The sequence below is a fragment of the Paraburkholderia phytofirmans PsJN genome (assembly GCF_000020125.1).
GTDB lineage: Bacteria > Pseudomonadota > Gammaproteobacteria > Burkholderiales > Burkholderiaceae > Paraburkholderia > Paraburkholderia phytofirmans.
The window spans coordinates 19,937-37,022 of record NC_010681.1; the positions used below are offsets into that span (position 1 = coordinate 19,937).

At 59.4% G+C, this 17,086-nt stretch carries 12 protein-coding genes; 4 read left to right on the forward strand and 8 right to left on the reverse strand.

Annotation, left to right across the window (positions count from 1 at the left end; all coding sequences use genetic code 11):
• Window positions 1–7: 7 nt before the first annotated feature.
• From BPHYT_RS00070 to BPHYT_RS00095, 6 genes are all read right to left on the reverse strand, one after another.
• Window positions 8–1,186 (reverse strand): Wadjet anti-phage system protein JetD domain-containing protein, encoded by a 1,179-nt coding sequence (locus tag BPHYT_RS00070; protein WP_012431125.1) that lies wholly within the window; start codon window positions 1,184–1,186, stop codon window positions 8–10.
• Complete coding sequence (locus BPHYT_RS00075; protein ID WP_012431126.1) at window positions 1,183–4,557, reverse strand: ATP-binding protein; 3,375 nt, start codon at window positions 4,555–4,557, stop codon at window positions 1,183–1,185. Before BPHYT_RS00075 ends, BPHYT_RS00070 begins: the two co-directional genes overlap by 4 nt.
• Window positions 4,550–5,197 carry a DUF4194 domain-containing protein gene (locus BPHYT_RS00080; RefSeq protein WP_012431127.1) on the reverse strand — a complete coding sequence of 216 codons (648 nt, stop codon included), beginning with the start codon at window positions 5,195–5,197 and terminating at the stop codon, window positions 4,550–4,552. The genes BPHYT_RS00075 and BPHYT_RS00080 overlap by 8 nt, the downstream gene beginning before the upstream one ends.
• 2 nt (window positions 5,198–5,199) lie before the next feature.
• Window positions 5,200–6,654, reverse strand: coding sequence for a DUF3375 domain-containing protein (locus BPHYT_RS00085; RefSeq protein WP_012431128.1), 1,455 nt, complete (start codon window positions 6,652–6,654; stop codon window positions 5,200–5,202).
• A 204-nt stretch (window positions 6,655–6,858) separates the two neighbouring features.
• Window positions 6,859–8,124: a reverse transcriptase family protein gene (locus BPHYT_RS00090; RefSeq protein WP_322786741.1), complete on the reverse strand. Its 1,266-nt coding sequence runs from the start codon at window positions 8,122–8,124 to the stop codon at window positions 6,859–6,861.
• Window positions 8,125–8,901: 777 nt separating this feature from the next.
• Window positions 8,902–9,768, reverse strand: coding sequence for an AraC family transcriptional regulator (locus tag BPHYT_RS00095; RefSeq protein ID WP_041758156.1), 867 nt, complete (start codon window positions 9,766–9,768; stop codon window positions 8,902–8,904).
• A gap of 280 nt (window positions 9,769–10,048) precedes the next feature.
• Between BPHYT_RS00095 and eat the strand changes: the two genes are divergently transcribed.
• Genes eat through eutC form a run of 3 tightly spaced genes read left to right on the forward strand, consistent with a single transcriptional unit; the run spans window position 10,049 to window position 13,684 of the window.
• The gene (gene eat / locus BPHYT_RS00100; protein ID WP_012431131.1) at window positions 10,049–11,452 is read left to right on the forward strand and encodes an ethanolamine permease; all 1,404 of its coding nucleotides are present in this window, start codon (window positions 10,049–10,051) and stop codon (window positions 11,450–11,452) included.
• A gap of 43 nt (window positions 11,453–11,495) precedes the next feature.
• On the forward strand, window positions 11,496–12,890 hold the full coding sequence (locus BPHYT_RS00105; RefSeq protein WP_012431132.1) for an ethanolamine ammonia-lyase subunit EutB: 1,395 nt from the start codon (window positions 11,496–11,498) through the stop codon (window positions 12,888–12,890).
• The gene (gene eutC / locus BPHYT_RS00110) at window positions 12,887–13,684 is read left to right on the forward strand and encodes an ethanolamine ammonia-lyase subunit EutC (RefSeq protein ID WP_012431133.1); all 798 of its coding nucleotides are present in this window, start codon (window positions 12,887–12,889) and stop codon (window positions 13,682–13,684) included. Before BPHYT_RS00105 ends, eutC begins: the two co-directional genes overlap by 4 nt.
• Before the next feature lie 5 nt (window positions 13,685–13,689).
• Here the strand turns inward: eutC and BPHYT_RS00115 are convergent, their stop codons facing one another.
• A complete protein-coding gene (locus BPHYT_RS00115) occupies window positions 13,690–14,085 on the reverse strand; it encodes a DUF779 domain-containing protein (protein ID WP_012431134.1) in 396 nt (131 codons plus the stop codon).
• Between the two features lie 64 nt (window positions 14,086–14,149).
• Window positions 14,150–15,670: an aldehyde dehydrogenase gene (gene adh, locus BPHYT_RS00120; RefSeq protein ID WP_012431135.1), complete on the reverse strand. Its 1,521-nt coding sequence runs from the start codon at window positions 15,668–15,670 to the stop codon at window positions 14,150–14,152.
• Between the two features lie 334 nt (window positions 15,671–16,004).
• Between adh and BPHYT_RS00125 the strand changes: the two genes are divergently transcribed.
• Window positions 16,005–17,054, forward strand: a complete 1,050-nt coding sequence (locus BPHYT_RS00125) for a helix-turn-helix domain-containing protein (RefSeq protein WP_012431136.1) — start codon at window positions 16,005–16,007, stop codon at window positions 17,052–17,054.
• Window positions 17,055–17,086 lie beyond the last annotated feature (32 nt).

Below are 17,086 nucleotides of genomic sequence, written 5' to 3' on the forward strand. Positions count from 1 at the left end.
TCACCTCTCACCCCAACCTCCCAAGCGCCGCCTCAACCCACCCAAAACCAATCTTCTCCTGCTCCAACCTCAGGTTCGCACGCAAACGGTTATCACGCAGATCGTCATACAACTGCCCCTCGTCGCGACTCAACCTCGGCAAATCCCGCAAGGTCTGCTTATCCTCTCGATCCCATTGCGATTTAAACGCGAGCAACGTTTCCCGATCCATCAAGAACGATTCCACGTGATCGAACTGATGGCGTAGTTGATCGAGAATCGCGAACCCGTGCGTATCGATATCGCCCCAGTAGTGAATCCGCCGATGCAAAAGCCATGTGGCGCCCGTCAGCATTTCAAAACCATATCCCGCGCCGAAGACAACCATGCTGTCGTCAACCGGCGGAAAGGCAAGAAAATTAGTCTCGTTCTCAGTAATAAAAACACGGCCAACGTCGAGTTCCAGGCGAGCGAAGCTGGCGGCGTCCAGCGTGACGTCCTGCTCAATGCTGCTGGGATCAAAGAGCGCCTTTTTTGCATCCAGCACGCGAAATCGAATACGTAATGGCTTTTCCCGAAACCCATAGCGCGCCGCGAACTGGCCCAAACCCGACCGCTCGAAATCCACCGTTCCCTCGGGAAGCACGACATCCAGTAATTCCGACAGGACACCGCGATAGGCCTCGATAAACTTGGTATGCACATTTGCGATGTCGATCTGCCTTATATACACACCCGGACGGGGATGCCGCTCCAACCACATGCATACATCCAGCAGCCGCCCCCACACGTCCGCCAGCTCAAGCACCCTGAGTGGTCGTTTCGCAAGCCATGCGACAAGGCGCGGTTCGCGCGCACGAGTCACATCCAGCAGCAAGGCGAAGCTGGCCGCATCGCGTTGTTTTCCAATCAGCGCGACGGCGTCCTCGAATGAGTCGATCCAGACTTCAATCGGTAACGTATTGGTGCCGAAAACCTTGTGCCGAAACTCACGCATCTCGACGCGGCAATGTGCCGTCGCCCTAACGCCGCCACTCCACCGACGAATGTCCTCGAAGCGCTCTGTGATTTCGGCCGACGTGGGTCCTTTGAGCACGAGACGCTTTGGGAATAGCGTGGCGCCTGTAGCAAGTCCGGCAAGCAGTTCACCTCGTTCCCAGATCCTGCTCACCTGCATGCGCAGATCCGCCGGTGTCGTCCAACTCACGTTTCGCTCCTGCCTTTTTCCTCGCGATACTCTTCGATCGAAAGATTGCGCAACCTCGATTCACGTCCCTCCCGATTGTCGACAAATCCGACGCTGGCTACAAATGGCTCGATGATATAAATCTTCTGCAACGGGGTGACGATCAGCAGTTGCAGATTCAGCTGAGCGAAAAGCCGCAAGCCGTACTGCGCGGACTCGTCGGATCCGCGCCCAAATGCTTCGTCGATGACGACGAATCGGAAAGAGCGTGAGCGTACGGCACCCCACTCGAGACCGAACTGGTAGGCGAGGCTCGCGGCCAGGATCGTATAGGCGAGCTTTTCTTTCTGTCCGCCAGATTTGCCACCTGAGTCTGAATAATGCTCGTGCTCGCTGTTATCCTCGCGCCAACGCTCACTGGCGGCGAATACGAACCAGTTGCGCACGTCGGTGACTTTCGCTGACCAGCGACGATCCTGCTCGGTCAGCCCCTCGCGTCCACGAAATCGTTCGATGATCTGTTTGATTTGAAGAAACTTGGCTTCGGAATATTGCACGTCTTCCGAGCCTGTCAGCGTGCCTTCGGTGCACGAACGCAAATCGCTCTGAAAGTCTCGAATCTCCGCGTCCTGGCTCAATTGCGCTTCCAGAACGATATAGCGGCCAGCGTTGTAGTCGATCTGCGTGAGTGACTCGTTGATCAACGCGATCCGCTCTCTTATCGTCTCGCGTTCGCGAGCCAGCTGGGACTGGAAGTTGGCGACTTCGCGAATGGTGTTCTCGTTGAGCAAATCTTTAAAGCGAGCTTCGAAGCGCGGCAGATCGTCGGCTTTCAACGTGTCGAGCATCGCCCGATATTCTTGCGCTGCTTCAATGGCCACATCCACTTCCTGCGTCTCGAGGGGGAAGGCCGTGCAGTATTCGCGCATGGCCACCACGATCTTCTCGCGCTGGCGCGAAACCTTTTTGTCCTCGGCGTCGATATTATCCTGTAGCCATTTGCGCATGTCGCTCTCGCGATTGTCACAGGATTCGACAGTCAACTGATGCTTGCCGAGCGCTTCGGACCACAGATCGGCAAGCCGTTCGAAATAAGCCCTATGGGTCGAGTAGGCGGGATCGTCAAGAACTGCTTGGGCTTGCATATGCAAGTCGTCGGCTATCCGCTGCCGCTCTTCGATACGCGTGCGCTCGGCCTTGTCTTCATCGAGCTCCGCCTCCACGGCAACCAGCGCGGCGTCGACCTGATTCAGACGCTGGGTGAGTTCATGCAGCAAGTCAGAGGCGGATTCCAGACGAGCCTTCTCATCACGGAGATCGGCGATCTCGGTCGCTACGCCGCGCCAGTCGATCTCGCGGTACTCCGCATGTTCGCTGAGCAGCGATAGCGCGTTCAAGCGCGTCTTTAATTCAATTTGCTCGGACTGAATTTTACTGATCAGCGTGCCCAACTCGCGCAACTGCGAAGCGGACTGGTCTGATTGCGCTTCGAGCGCCTGAATTTTTGCGGTATTTGTCCAGCCCAGCACGTAACGTCGACGATCGTCCAGCCGATGGCGGTCGTCTTTCTCGTGCCGCTCGCCCGGCGCCTTGATCTGGCCGGCACGTGTAATGGCCCGCGTCTCGCGGCGGAACTGTTCCTGCGTGTCGCAGCAGACGACGTTGAAGCGCTGCGCCACTTCATATTCCAGCCATTCGTAGAACGGCGATTCAGGTTTGACCGACAGCTTACGGGCCAGCGAATCGCGATGCAGTTCGGGACGTTCACGTCTGGCGGATTGCCGAACTCGAAAGTAAACGAGCCGCCCTCTGAGGTGAGTCTTATCAACCCATTCGGTGACAGCGGCGTAATGTTCATCCGAGACCAGGAGCGACAGGCCAAAACTTCGCAGCAGCCGTTCAGCTGCACCCTCCCAATCGCGCTCATCCTCACGCACCTGCAGGAGTTCGCCAGCGAAGCATACATCCGCTTCAGGAAGCGCAAGGGCATTGCACAACGCCGCGCGCATCGCAATCTGTTCCGCAGGGATATTGCTGCGGCGACTCTTCAGACTGTCGATTTCTGCCGACAGCGCGTCATGTTCCTGTCGGCCAGCGCGGAAGCTGACGCCGTGTTCGGTCAAGTCGTTCTGCAAACGCGCCTCGTCCGACTGCGCGGCGTCGAGACGTTCGGTCAGATGTCGGCGCAACGCGAGAAACGACTGTTCGTCCTCAGGTGTCTGTTCGCCGGCCACCTGCGCGAGATCGTCGAAACGCTGTGCTTTCTGTCTGCGCCGGGTACATTCCGCATCTTTCGATTGGATCTCCGCTTCCAGCCGCTCCAGCCGGTCTCCGCCGTTTTCGGCGATGTTGCGCCGCAGTTCGGCTTCTTCGACACGATGTGCAGAGCGTTTGACGTCAAGCCGCTTGACGTGGGCGTCCTGCCGCTCCCACTCCGCCGCGAGAATGTCGATTCGGCGGTCGAGCAATCGAAGCTTGAGGTCGGCGGCATACGATTTCATCGCGTCACGGCAGGCTCGCAGATCCTCTACCTGCGACACAAGCTGCGCATGCCGCTCGCAATCTTCGACGAGCGGACTCAGACTTTCCATTTGCCGCTTCGCCTTCAACACGGCCCCATGCGCGCGGTTCAGGTCGTCGAAATGACCGATCAGCGCGGTCATGCGCGATGCGACATCGAACGGCTCAAGCATGTGGCTGCGGACAAAATCCGTCAGATTGCCCACCGACTTCATGGATACCGTTTGATGGAATAGCTCGAGCGCCTGCTCATTCTCGATTCCGAAGCGCCGGCGGAACCATGCACCGTAGGGCGGAAAACTGTCGAACACGTCCGCGCCGAGCGCTCGTAACTTTTTGCGCAGGCCGGAGATGTCCGGTCCGAAGGCGGCAAAGTCCGTCGCGATCGACAGCGCGCGTTCCGCGCCAATGAACAGTCGCGCGGGCTGACCGTGCGGCTCCTTCATCCAGAACACCTGGGCCAGCGTGACGGTCAGGTCATAGCCCGCATTGTGGAAGCGCCCAAGAATCACCGAATAACTGTCGGAATCGCGCAGAGCCACGGGCTTGGCTGCACCGCTGGCTTCGTTACGTTCTGACTTGTAGTGGCCGAGCACGTACGAGCGAAGCGTTCGCTCCTTGCTATCGGCGCCCGCAGCTTTGTTATAGGCTATCCGGTGTGCGGGTACGAGCAGCGTCGTCACGGCATCGACAAGCGTCGATTTGCCGGAGCCGATGTCGCCCGTCAACAGTGCGTTCTTACCAGCGGGATTCAACGTCCAGACGCGGCGATCGAAAGTCCCCCAGTTAAAGACTTCCAGTTGATGCAGGCGAAAACCGGACAGAGCGTCGTCGGCGACGAAATCGAGTCCGGGCAATTGCATATCAGTCATCCGCGTTCCTTGAGGCTGCTGTGCCGAGTTGCGTCTGATAACCCGCCAGCCGGGCGTCGAAATCAGCGAGCCACTGAGCGTCGACAAACGCTTTGAGGATCCGCTGTACTTCGAACGCGCTGGCTTGCTCCTCACGCTTGCCGGCGGTCGGCTTCAGCTTGCGCAAAAAACCGAGTTCGATGATCTTGTTCACATGTGCGTCGATCTGGTCGATTAATTTGGCCTCGTTGCTGCCTGCTGGTAGAAACACACGGACGGTCTCCACGATCTGCTCGCGTGTAAGAATAAGGCGTGTTTCTGCGCCGCCAGCGTCGGACTCGGCGAGCTTTTTTCGCAGCAACGCCAGCATCAGGCTGACAGGAAACGACAGCGGGCGCCTCGCGATAAGACGGGGTAACGCAGGCGAATCTTCTTCGCCGTTATCAGGGCGTGAGCGCAGGAACGCATATCCCTCTGCTTCATCGAGCACTAACTCGAGATTCAGCACAGTGACGTAATCTCGTACGCGCGCTTGCAAGTCGAGCAGCGCGCCCCAAAGCGCCATATCCGCCTCGCGGTAGATGACACCTTTAAGCAGCGGAATCAAAAGGCTCGATAGATCGTGCATCGAGACCGTTGTGCCATGTTCCTGTTCGTGCATGTTTATCTCACGAAAATGACTCGCGACAGCTTCGCCTGTCGGATCTCCTGTTCGCCGTTGTCGTTCCGTCCGACCCAGACGATCGTTTCACTGACCTGCTCGTCCACTACCGTACTGAACGTATCACCGGCAAGTTGCAGATAGGCGATGAGTTCAGCTAAACCCTGCTGTAGAGGCTGAATTTCGCAAAGCTCCCGCAGCGTCACTTGCGAACGGTCCTGCAGGATATGGCGGACATGCCAGACCAGTCTGGCTTTGTCGACGACCACCTGGGCGTACAAGGCGGCGGCGTCGATGTCGGCGTCGCCGGCTTCTATGGCGATATTGGCAATGCGCGGTTTGAGGCTCGGCGCGTAGAGTGGACGTTCCATCGGCAGTTCGATATCGGCTGCGATATCGGCGATAGTCATGAATTCGCCGGACGGGAGCATGTCACGCAGCGCCAGCGCTCTGGCTTCCACGCCGTGCAGAATATCCATGATGCGACGGTTCTCGAGCCATGCCTGATCGTCGAGAAAGCGCCGCAATTGCTGCGATAAAAACGCGACAGTGCGCTGCGTATGCTCGCCTGCTTCCAGCCAGTCGTAATGAACTCGCCGGGTACGTGCGTCGGGTTTGAGTTCCGCGACGGGCGGGAGCGACAGCACGCGGTCGAGCAATTCGGTGAGTTCTTCCTGGCGGCTGCTCGACATCAGGAAGTCCCAGAACGCGCGGAAGCTGCGTCCTTGATCCGAGTCGGCAATCGCATCGCGCTCGCCCATGATTTCTTCCAGCAGTTCACCTTTTGCGCCATCCCACAGTGCAATACGCTCACGGACCCGGCGATCGAGACCACGAAAGTTATGCTCGACCTCACGGAAATCGGTCAGCAATTCCCGCGCAATCGTTGTGAACTGCTGGAAGCGATCTTTGAGCGCCGTGTCATCCAAAATGGAAATGTCACCTGCTTCTGCGCGTGCAATGTCTGCGTCGATCTCCGCGCGACGCTTATGCAGTTCGGCGAGGCGTGCCTTGGGGTCGCTCTCACTGCCTTCGCTCATCTGTTTGAGCAATTCAAATAGGGTAAGCAAGCGCGATTCTGTACCGACGAAGCTACGGACTGTCAATGTGGCAAGCCATGCGATCGCCTTTTCTGTAGCAGGCGTGAGGTCGAAATGCGGTTCGTCCGAATCCTGACGATAGAACTTGCGCAGCCAGCCTTTGTCGTTGGCGCTCCAATCAGTTAGGTAATCCGAAGCCGCTTTGGGAAAGGCTGCAGTACCGAACTGTTCGCGCAGCGCATACAGTTCGTCCTCGAGAGCTTCGGCCAGATCTGCTTGTGATATGACGCGGACATTGGGCGCGGTGAAGACGCGATGCAGAAAGCTTGCCACGAGCGGCGCGTGGTCGGAGCGCAGCAGGCGCCACGCCGGATGGTTCTGGCGTAACGCGTCGATCGTCGAATAGTCGAAATCCATAGTGCGAAGGCCGAAGAGCGGAAACAGTCAGGTTCGTCGTTCGCATCCTACAACTCGAAGCGGCAAATACCATGATCATTCTTCGCATTCTATGCGCAGAATGATCCTCAATTCTGGAAGATGTTTTGCCAGGACCGACGGCCGCCAATGCCGGTGTTGGAATGACGGGGGTCCTGATCGGGGTACGAAGGATCGATAGCCGCTTCACGCATCCAACGGTTTTTCTTCCTCCCACTCAATCCGCTCAAACACCGCCCTCAACCTCGCCCCTCTCACCGCATTCACCATCGCAACATGCGCCACACGCCCCGCAAGATGCGCCCGAAAATCCGCAAGATCATCCCGATTCTGCGACCGCCACCCATGCCGAACGCAATTGGTCAGCACGGCCTTCAACGCATCGAACTCCGGCCGCGCCACATTCGCATGGCTGTTGACCACCACCCCGGCCAGATGCTGCCGCGCACTACGCCGCATCACGCGCGTCTTCCTCAGATTGACACCGAAGCCTTCTTCAAGAGCAATCGCCGCGACTCGAATGCATAAGCGATCAGCCATACGCGCAAGCTCCTCGTCTCCGGAAAACGCAAGGTCATCGGCATAACGCGTGTAAGTCGCGCCGACGGAACGCGCCAGACCCGCCAGCCGAAGATCGAGCCGAAAAGCGCACAGGTTAGCCAACGCCGGCGATGTCGGCGCGCCCTGCGGCAAATGCCTGTTCCGATAGCGCTGCCGCTCCCGCCAATCGATCCGCTCGCGCACATCCGGCGCGAGCAAGCGGCCGCTCGGGATGCGATTGGTACACAGCGCAGTCAATGCCCTTGCAACGGCCTGTGGGTAACCCAAAGCGTAAAAAGCGGAGTAAACGCGTCCCGCATGAACTGACGCGAAGAAATCGGTCAGATCGAAGCGCATCACCACCGCTTTCCCCACATGCGGCGCGGCAAAAGTCACGATATTCCGGCCATGTCGAAAACCATGCACTGATTCGTGCGCCGGAATACGGTCGAGCAAACCCGACAACACTTTGCGTTGCAAAGCCCGCAATCGCGGCTTGGGAATCTCGATGATCCGACATCGACCGTCGCGCTTTTCGATCGCCTTGTACGCGTAGTGATGAAGCGGCGTCGCCGCGCCACGCGTCGGCACGCGCCAACGGTCGGCAAACCAGCCCAAATCTCCCGGCTCGATATCTAGCCAGGCAGCCAGATCGCCGAGCGTCGGCAATTGAGGCAACGCCACGTCATGCAACCACGGCGGAGGCGGGCGCTGAAACGGCGGCCGCGTCAGCACGCGAACCACTCTCGGCGGCTGCTCGCTGCGCCACGCTGACACGAAGCCGGGCATCCCGGCCACGACCGTCGAAACCTCCTTGCGCCCGACGCTATCCCAACGCGCAGCGAATCGCTTCGCTACGTGGCGCGCCAACCCATCCATCCAGCGGGCGCTTTCCTCCAGCACGAGCGTCATCCGCTCGACCATTCCGCCGGGCTCAGGCGAGCCCGCCAGCATGGCATCGGCAATCGCGTAGGTAACGTGTTGCAATGAAGATAACGACATGCGAAAGGAAGGCGGGGCGGCCAGTCAACGCGTCTTGTGCTGCGTGAGCGCTCTTGCGTAAGACGCAACTGAGGCTCATGCGACGAACTGCGGAGTAGTGTTGATCCACGGGGTAGCCCCGTGGTGCCCGGAACCTATGCGGCCAGCATCCAGGCGTGCTTGACCAGCCGTCCCGCGTGGCGACGATAAGCGAGCCGCCCCGAGCTTGTCAACGCGTTGGCCGTACGAAAGGATTTTTCGCCATAGATGGACGGCGACAATCTGACGGTTGCGTCGTCCAACAGAACGAACAGAACTGACACAGCGTATGTTCATGCAGAACCAACGAGATGCGGTTAGGCAACGTCAAGCCCGCCTGGTTATCCACACCCCCCTCTGGACAACTCGTGTACAAGCCACCTGACACGTTGTGGGTGAAACCTTGATAAAGCCGCCACCTCGCCAAGTCGCACAGAAGTTGTCCCTGGCTCCGTGTTCCTGTCCGAGCACGCTCCGCAGGGTTATCGATTCCGCAGTGCCTTGATCCGTATACGAAGTTTCAGGTTATCCACAGCAGGATGCGAGGCTTGTTAACTATTACTACGTATACATATACAAAGACTATAAAAACCAGAGAGGCACCCGCGCGGCACGCTGCACAAGCGAGCAGAGCAGAGCAGAGCAGAGCAGCGCCGGGCAGGTATACGCTCAAGCAAGCGGTAAACAAATCTCCGTGACGAGATCCGCTGGCGCCGTATCCTTCGGGCTATTCAAATACTCTTCGAACACCGGCGCATCGGCCGCTTCTCGCCCGGACTGCACGAGCCACGTTCCGTACAGCCACTCATACGCGGCACGCATGTCGCTATAAGGTCCGCGATGCCTCAACACCGCGTACTCACCGCCCTTCACATGCGCCACCGAAACCGGCGGACTCACCGTCACGGATGCCTGAACCGGATGCGGCAACAACACACCAGCCTTGGACCGCAACTCACTCTCCGCGACAACACCAGGATCGTCGTAGTAAACGCCGACCATGCGCATCTGCCCTGCAAGTAAATTGTGTTTCGCGAGCCAGCCGAACAACGCGTCGAACGCCTTACCGATCTGCATATACGGCCCAACGTGATCGACCGACAAAACTTCTATCGGCTCCACGTGACGAATCACCACTTCACGCATCGTCATTTGATCGTCTCCTGATAGCGCCGGCCGGAACCGGCTATGGGTGCCTTGCTTGCGATACTGCGCCGGCGGCACGCCGAACACCGCACGAAAGGTTCGAGAAAAAGATTGCAGACTGCTGTAGCCGGAGCGCTCGGCGATTTCCACAATCGGCATCGAACCGTTCGCCAGATAGCCCGCCGCGCGATGCAGCCGTAAACGTCGGACGGTAGTGGCCACCGTCTCGCCATACATCGCCTGATAAATCCGGTGCCAGTGGTACGGCGACAGACAGGCGATTTCCGCTAAACGATCGATATCCAGCGGCTCATCGAGATGATCGTAAATATGGTCGAGCACTCGGCCGAGCCGGGTTTCGTAGCGAGCCCGATTACCTGATTCATTCATGGCTGGGTGAATAAAAAACGAGTACAAAATGAGCACAAATATTGTCAAACGGATGCGACGAAAGTACCACGTCCCCATTTACCAAATCCTGCGAACTTCACTTGAAAGGCCGGTGAGCGCAATGCGCAATTAAGCATGCACTGACACGGCACCGCCCAGAACTTTGCCGAATTTCGATAACACCTCGAATAATGGCTCACTACCATCGGCTGAAGCCTGTCCGCCCGTGCACCGCAAAGCCTTGCGGCGTCGGGCTGCCGGCACCATCAGGGAGCGTCCGATGAAATCAGAGTCCACCAATCAGCACGTCGGCAAAGTCACGCATCACGAGTTGAAGCAGACGCTCGGCACGTGGCAACTGTGGGGCATCGCGGTCGGCCTCGTCATTTCCGGCGAATATTTCGGCTGGAGCTACGGCTGGGCGAGCGCCGGCACGCTCGGCTTCGTCATCACCGCGATTTTCATTGCCGCGATGTATACGACGTTCATCTTCAGTTTCACCGAGCTCACCACATCTATTCCGCACGCGGGCGGTCCGTTCGCCTACGCTCGCCACGCCTTCGGTCCGACCGGCGGTTATCTGGCCGGCGCGGCGACGCTGGTTGAGTTCGTGTTTGCGCCGCCGGCCATCGCGCTTGCGATCGGCGCGTACCTGCACGTGCAGTTTCCCGGTCTCGAACCGAAACACGCGGCGATGGGCGCATACCTCATCTTCATGGCGCTGAATATCGTCGGCGTGCAGATCGCCGCGGCGTTCGAGCTGTGCGTGACGCTGCTTGCGATCTTCGAATTGCTGGTGTTCATGGGCGTCGTATCGCCCGGCTTTCAGTGGTCGAACTTCACCAAGGGCGGCTGGGCCGGCGCCGACAACTTCAGCATGGGTTCGTTTCACGGCATGTTCGCGGCGATTCCATTCGCCATCTGGTTTTTCCTCGCGATCGAAGGCGTGGCGATGGCCGCCGAAGAAGCCAAGAACCCGAAACGCTCGATTCCGATCGCCTATGTCGCCGGCATTCTGACGCTCGTGGTGCTTGCCATCGGCGTGATGGTGTTTGCCGGCGCGGCAGGCGACTGGACCAAGCTGTCCAACATCAACGATCCGCTGCCGCAGGCGATGAAATACATCGTCGGCGAACATAGCGGCTGGATGCATATGCTGGTGTGGCTCGGGCTGTTCGGGCTCGTCGCGTCGTTTCACGGCATCATCCTCGGCTATTCGCGGCAAATTTTCGCGCTGGCTCGCGCGGGCTATCTGCCGGAATGGCTCTCGAAAGTGCATCCGCGCTTCAAGACGCCGCATCGCGCGATCATTGCGGGCGGCGTGGTCGGCATCGCCGCGATCTACAGCGACGAACTGATCCAGTTCGGCGGCCAGACGCTGACAGCGAACATCGTGACGATGTCGGTATTTGGCGCTATCGTGATGTATATCATCAGCATGTTGTCGCTGTTCAAGCTGCGCCGCACCGAACCGAATATGGAGCGCCCGTTCCGCGCGCCACTGTTTCCGGTCTTTCCGGCGTTCGCGCTGGTGGCCGCGGTCATCTGTCTGGCGACGATGGTCTACTTCAATTTTCTGGTGGCAATCGTGTTCGCAATCTTTCTCGCGCTGGGCTACGTCTACTTCCTGATGACGCGCCATCAGCGCGAAGCCGCGCCGGCGGACGCCTTGCTCGAGGAATGACGGATCGAGCCGCTGCGCAAGCAGCGGCGATGGAGTCGTAAAGATGAGCTACACCGAGACGATCGGCACCCGCACGTATCGCTTTGCCGATCTGAAAACCCTGCTGGCGAAGGCCAGCCCGCAGCGTTCCGGCGACCAGCTCGCGGGCGTGGCGGCGGCGAGCGAGGAAGAACGTGTCGCGGCCAAGATGGCGCTGGCGCAAGTGCCGCTACGCACTTTCCTCAACGAGGCGCTGATTCCCTACGAAAGCGACGAAGTCACGCGTCTCGTGATCGACGATCATTCGCCGCAGGCATTCGCCGAGATCTCTCACCTCACGGTCGGTGATTTTCGCAACTGGCTGCTGAGCAGCACGACGGATGCCGATGCGCTCACGCGTATCTCCGCGGGCCTGACGCCGGAGATGGTCGCGGCCGTATCCAAGCTGATGCGCAATCAGGATCTGATCGCGGCGGCGCGTAAACGTCCGGTGATTACGCGCTTTCGCAACACGGTCGGTTTACCGGGGCACATGTCGGTGCGTCTGCAACCCAATCACCCGACCGACGACGTCAAAGGCATTGCCGCATCGATGCTCGACGGCCTGATGTACGGCTGCGGCGACGCGATGATCGGCATCAACCCCGCCAGCGACAATCTCGCCGCGATCACCAAGCTGTTGCTGATGATCGACGACTTCCGCCAACGTTATCAGGTGCCGACGCAATCGTGCGTGCTGACTCACGTCACCAACACGATTGCCGCAATCGAAAAAGGCGCGCCGGTCGATCTGGTGTTTCAATCGATTGCGGGCACAGAGAAAGCGAACGCGGGCTTCGGCATTTCGCTCGCGCTACTGCAGGAAGCGTATGAAGCGGGACTCTCCTTGAAGCGCGGTACGGTCGGCAATAACCTGATGTACTTCGAAACGGGTCAGGGCAGCGCGTTGTCGGCGGATGCACATTTCGGCGTGGATCAACAGACTTGCGAAGTACGCGCCTATGCAGTCGCACGCAGGTTCAATCCATTCCTGGTCAACACGGTGGTCGGCTTTATCGGCCCGGAATATCTCTACGACGGTAAACAGATCACGCGCGCCGGCCTCGAAGATCACTTCTGCGGCAAACTGCTCGGCGTGCCGATGGGTTGCGACATTTGCTATACGAACCATGCGGAAGCGGATCAGGACGACATGGACAATCTGCTCACGCTGCTCGGCGTAGCGGGCATTAACTTCATCATGGGCATTCCAGGCGCGGACGACGTCATGCTCAACTACCAGAGCACGTCGTTCCACGACGCGCTTTACGTGCGCGACGTACTCGGCTTGCGCCGCGCGCCGGAATTCGAAGAATGGCTGGAGTCGATGCAAATCACCGACGCGCGCGGCGCGTTGCTGAGTGCATCGACGCAACAACCGTTGCTGGAAGGCGCGCGCGACTGGATGGGCATTGCATGAGCGACTTCCTCGAAAAGAATCCATGGAACGCGCTGCGGCAGTTCACCAACGCGCGCATCGCGCTGGGCCGCGCGGGCAATAGTTTGCCGACCGCGCCGCTGCTCGCGTTCAACCTGTCGCACGCGCAGGCGCGCGACGCTGTGCATCATCCGCTCGATACCGAGGTGCTGCACGAGCAATTGCGCGCGCAAAACTTCAAAACGCTCGACGTGCATAGCGCCGCGCCGGATCGCGAGCATTATTTGCGGCGTCCCGATCTCGGGCGGCGTTTATCGGAAGAAAGTCGAGTGACGCTGGCAGCGGTGCCGAACGATTCGCCTGAAGTGGTCTTCGTGATCGGCGACGGTCTTTCGGCGTTCGCCGCATCGAAGCAATCGATTCCCTTGCTGCAAGCCGTCGTTCCGCGACTCGCGGATTGGAAGATCGGCCCGGTCGTGGTTGCGCGTCAGGCGCGCGTCGCGTTGGGTGACGAGATCGGCGAGTTGCTCAATGCAAAGTTGGTGGTGATGCTGATCGGTGAGCGGCCGGGTTTGAGTTCGCCGGATAGCCTCGGAATTTATCTGACGTACGCGCCGAAAGTCGGCTGTAGCGACGCGCAACGCAACTGCATTTCGAATGTGCGTCCGGAGGGACTCGACTATCCGTTGGCCGCACACAAGCTGCACTATCTGTTGACGCATGCAAGGCGCTTGGGTCTGACCGGTGTCGGCCTGAAAGACGACAGCGATGCGCTGCTGGCAGAGACACCAGCGGCACCCGCCGTCAGCGATGATTCAAACTCAAGCGCACCATAAAACGCTCAAGCATCGGCGCGTTCCACCGGATGCGTTTCCAGCCACGCATTCTCTTCGTCCTCGAAAAGACGGGAGCGCGTCAAGAACCGTAAACCGCTGGGCCGCTCCAGAGAAAACATTCCGCCATTTCCCGGCACCGCGTCGATGATCAACTGCGTGTGCTGCAAGTATTCGAATTGCGACTCGCTCATGTAAAACGGCACACCCGCAATCGTGCCGAGTTTGACATCGGACGAGCCGACCATGAACTCACCTTGGGGGAACATCATCGGTGCGCTGCCGTCGCAGCATCCGCCGGATTGATGGAACAGCACCGCACCATGCTCCGCGCGCAACTTGTCGATCAACTCGACAGCGGCAGGCGTTGCGATCACGCGGGCAACTTCCTTCTCATCAGCCATCACATGTCCTCGCAGAAAAAGAGCGAGCCGCGCAATGCGGCCCGCTCGAACAGGAACGCGACGCTTAGAAGAAACCGAGCGGCTTGTCGCTATAGCTGACCAGCAGATTCTTGGTCTGCTGATAGTGGTCGAGCATCATCTTGTGATTCTCCCGTCCGATGCCTGATTGCTTGTAGCCACCGAATGCCGCATGCGCCGGATAGGCGTGATAGCAGTTGGTCCACACGCGGCCTGCCTGAATCTGCCGGCCGAAGCGATAGGCGCGCGTACCGTCGCGCGTCCATACGCCGGCGCCGAGACCGTAAAGCGTATCGTTGGCGACCTCGAGCGCTTCTTCTTCGGTCTTGAACGTCGTGACCGACACCACCGGCCCGAAGATTTCTTCCTGGAAGATGCGCATCTTGTTGTGGCCGCGGAACACAGTCGGCTTCACGTAATAGCCTTTGCTCAATTCACCGTCGAGCGCATTGCGTTCACCGCCGATCAGGCATTCGGCGCCTTCCTGTTTGCCGAGGTCGACATACGAGAGGATCTTTTCCAGCTGCTCTTGCGAGGCCTGCGCGCCGATCATCGTCCTGGTGTCGAGCGGATGGCCTTGCGTGATCGCCGCGACGCGCTTGAGCGCACGTTCCATGAAGCGGTCGTAGATCTTTTCATCGATCAATACGCGCGACGGACACGTGCACACTTCGCCCTGATTCAGCGCGAACATCGCGAAGCCTTCGAGCGCTTTGTCGAAATAGCTGTCGTCGGCGTTCATCACGTCGTCGAAGAAAATATTCGGGCTCTTGCCGCCGAGCTCGAGCGTCACCGGAATGATGTTCTGGCTCGCGTACTGCATGATCAGACGGCCGGTCGTGGTCTCGCCGGTAAACGCGATCTTGGCGATGCGCTTGCTGGAAGCGAGCGGCTTGCCGGCTTCGAGACCGAAGCCGTTCACCACGTTCAGCACGCCCGCGGGCAACAGGTCCTGAATCAGTTCGACGAGGACGAGAATCGAAGCGGGCGTTTGCTCGGCCGGCTTGAGCACCACGCAGTTGCCGGCAGCGAGTGCGGGCGCGAGCTTCCATACGGCCATCAGGATCGGGAAATTCCACGGAATGATCTGGCCGACCACGCCGAGCGGTTCATGAAAGTGATAGGCGACGGTATCGTGATCGATCTCGGAGATCGAGCCTTCCTGCGCACGCACGGCGCCGGCGAAGTAGCGGAAGTGATCGATCGCGAGCGGAATGTCGGCGGCCATGGTTTCGCGTAGCGGCTTGCCGTTGTCGATCGTCTCGGCCACGGCGAGACGTTGCAGGTTCGCTTCCATCCGGTCGGCAATGCGCATCAGAATATTCGACCGGTCGCCGGCGGAGGTTTTTCCCCACGCGGCTTTCGCACGGTGCGCCGCATCGAGCGCGAGTTCGACGTCGGCTTCGCGCGAACGTGGGATCGACGTGAAAGCTTCACCGGTGATCGGCGACACGTTGTCGAAGTACTCGCCGCCTACAGGCTTTACCCATTCGCCGCCGATAAAATTCGCATACTGCTTCTTGTACGGGAATTCGGTGGTCAGAAATTGCATCTCTGCGTGATTCATCTGTGTGCTCCTCACATGTTTGAATGGGCTATATTCGGCTCGATATATCGATTGGCCGCGAGAAGCCAGAGCCAGAAGTGTGCCAATGCACCGCGCAGGTGATCCGTGCACACGTAGCAGGCGCTCGCGCACGGTATGTGGTGTCGCGCTGTTCAACCGGCGCAAGGTGAGCGTTTCGTTTCTGAGCAGAGTGTGCAGGGCTGTTCATCCAATGAACACTGGCTTGGAAGTCTGGCGATACAAAGGCGCGAGCAGGCATGGGTTTCGTTCGGCATGGGAATTGCCTTCTTTTTGCGTTCGATCCTCCTCGATATTCCATTTGGGCAGATCCGGTATGACGATCGACACTCTCAGCGACAGCCTGTCCAGTCCAACGCTCACGCCGCAGCCGAGCTTCCGTGTGCAGACCTGCGTTGCGCACGACGCCGACGAACAGGCGCGCAATCTTCATGGGTGGAGCCAGACCTACGACCAGTTGACGGCAGGATGTTTTGTCGGCGGCCTGACGGAGCTGTGCCTCGATCACATGCAGGTGTTCGTCGAAACGACCAGCCACACGCTGCGGCAAACCTGCGAGGTGCAAAAGGACGCGTACTGGTTCGGTGTCCCGACTTGCCCCGCGGGTTCGGGACGCATCGACGCTCAGGTAATTGCCGGCGATGCGCTCGCGTTTCGTCCAGGCGGCATCGAATTCGAACTGCTGACTTCGGCGGGTTACGAGATTTTTGGTGTGGTCGTCAAAGGCGAAGTGCTGCGCCGTTACGCGGCGGAAGTGGAGCGCGTCGGTCTGACGGATCATGTGCCGAACACGCAAGTCGTGCCGATCGGCATGGCTCGCAAGCAGCAGTTGTGCGCCACGCTGCGTCAATTGCTCGACGATGGCGCGGCGCGCGGCACGCCGCTCTCTTCGGTCGCGCGCAACAATCTGCAGGCGTCGGTGCTGGCTTCGCTCTTCGACGTCGGCGCGTTGCCGGCGTCGGAGCCGGTCGCGATGCCGGCGCGGCCACGTCGTCAGTCGATCGTGTCGGAAGCGCGTGACTATGTGCTGATCAATCGCGAGCGGGCCGTGAGCGTGCCGGAGTTGTGCGAGCAGCTGCACGTGAGCCGGCGTACGCTGCAGTACTGCTTTCAGGACGTGCTCGGCATAGCGCCCGCCACGTATCTGCGCGCAATCCGTCTGAATGGCGCGCGGCGCGATCTTTCGAATGCGTCGCGCGAATCACGCTCGGTGCAAGACGTGGCGGCGGCGTGGGGTTTCTGGCACCTGAGCCAGTTCGCAACCGATTACCGGAAGCTCTTCGGCATGCGGCCCTCGGATACGTTGAAGGCCGCGATTGGTTCGCATCACCATCCGATTGCGGATGAGCGCTCATTCGCGCATTGACTTGAAGGCGCGCGTCGCGCAGTCGCTACCTG

What these genes read in the sequence shown, in the direction of transcription:
- BPHYT_RS00105 (WP_012431132.1), top strand. Translation starts at nt 11,496, where the DNA reads ATGAGCTACACCGAGACGATCGGCACCCGCACGTATCGCTTTGCCGAT.
- adh (WP_012431135.1), bottom strand. Translation starts at nt 15,670, where the DNA reads ATGAATCACGCAGAGATGCAATTTCTGACCACCGAATTCCCGTACAAG.
- BPHYT_RS00080 (WP_012431127.1), bottom strand. Translation starts at nt 5,197, where the DNA reads ATGCACGAACAGGAACATGGCACAACGGTCTCGATGCACGATCTATCG.
- eutC (WP_012431133.1), top strand. Translation starts at nt 12,887, where the DNA reads ATGAGCGACTTCCTCGAAAAGAATCCATGGAACGCGCTGCGGCAGTTC.
- BPHYT_RS00090 (WP_322786741.1), bottom strand. Translation starts at nt 8,124, where the DNA reads ATGACGCTCGTGCTGGAGGAAAGCGCCCGCTGGATGGATGGGTTGGCG.
- BPHYT_RS00115 (WP_012431134.1), bottom strand. Translation starts at nt 14,085, where the DNA reads ATGGCTGATGAGAAGGAAGTTGCCCGCGTGATCGCAACGCCTGCCGCT.
- BPHYT_RS00085 (WP_012431128.1), bottom strand. Translation starts at nt 6,654, where the DNA reads ATGGATTTCGACTATTCGACGATCGACGCGTTACGCCAGAACCATCCG.
- BPHYT_RS00075 (WP_012431126.1), bottom strand. Translation starts at nt 4,557, where the DNA reads ATGACTGATATGCAATTGCCCGGACTCGATTTCGTCGCCGACGACGCT.
- BPHYT_RS00125 (WP_012431136.1), top strand. Translation starts at nt 16,005, where the DNA reads ATGACGATCGACACTCTCAGCGACAGCCTGTCCAGTCCAACGCTCACG.
- BPHYT_RS00095 (WP_041758156.1), bottom strand. Translation starts at nt 9,768, where the DNA reads ATGAATGAATCAGGTAATCGGGCTCGCTACGAAACCCGGCTCGGCCGA.
- eat (WP_012431131.1), top strand. Translation starts at nt 10,049, where the DNA reads ATGAAATCAGAGTCCACCAATCAGCACGTCGGCAAAGTCACGCATCAC.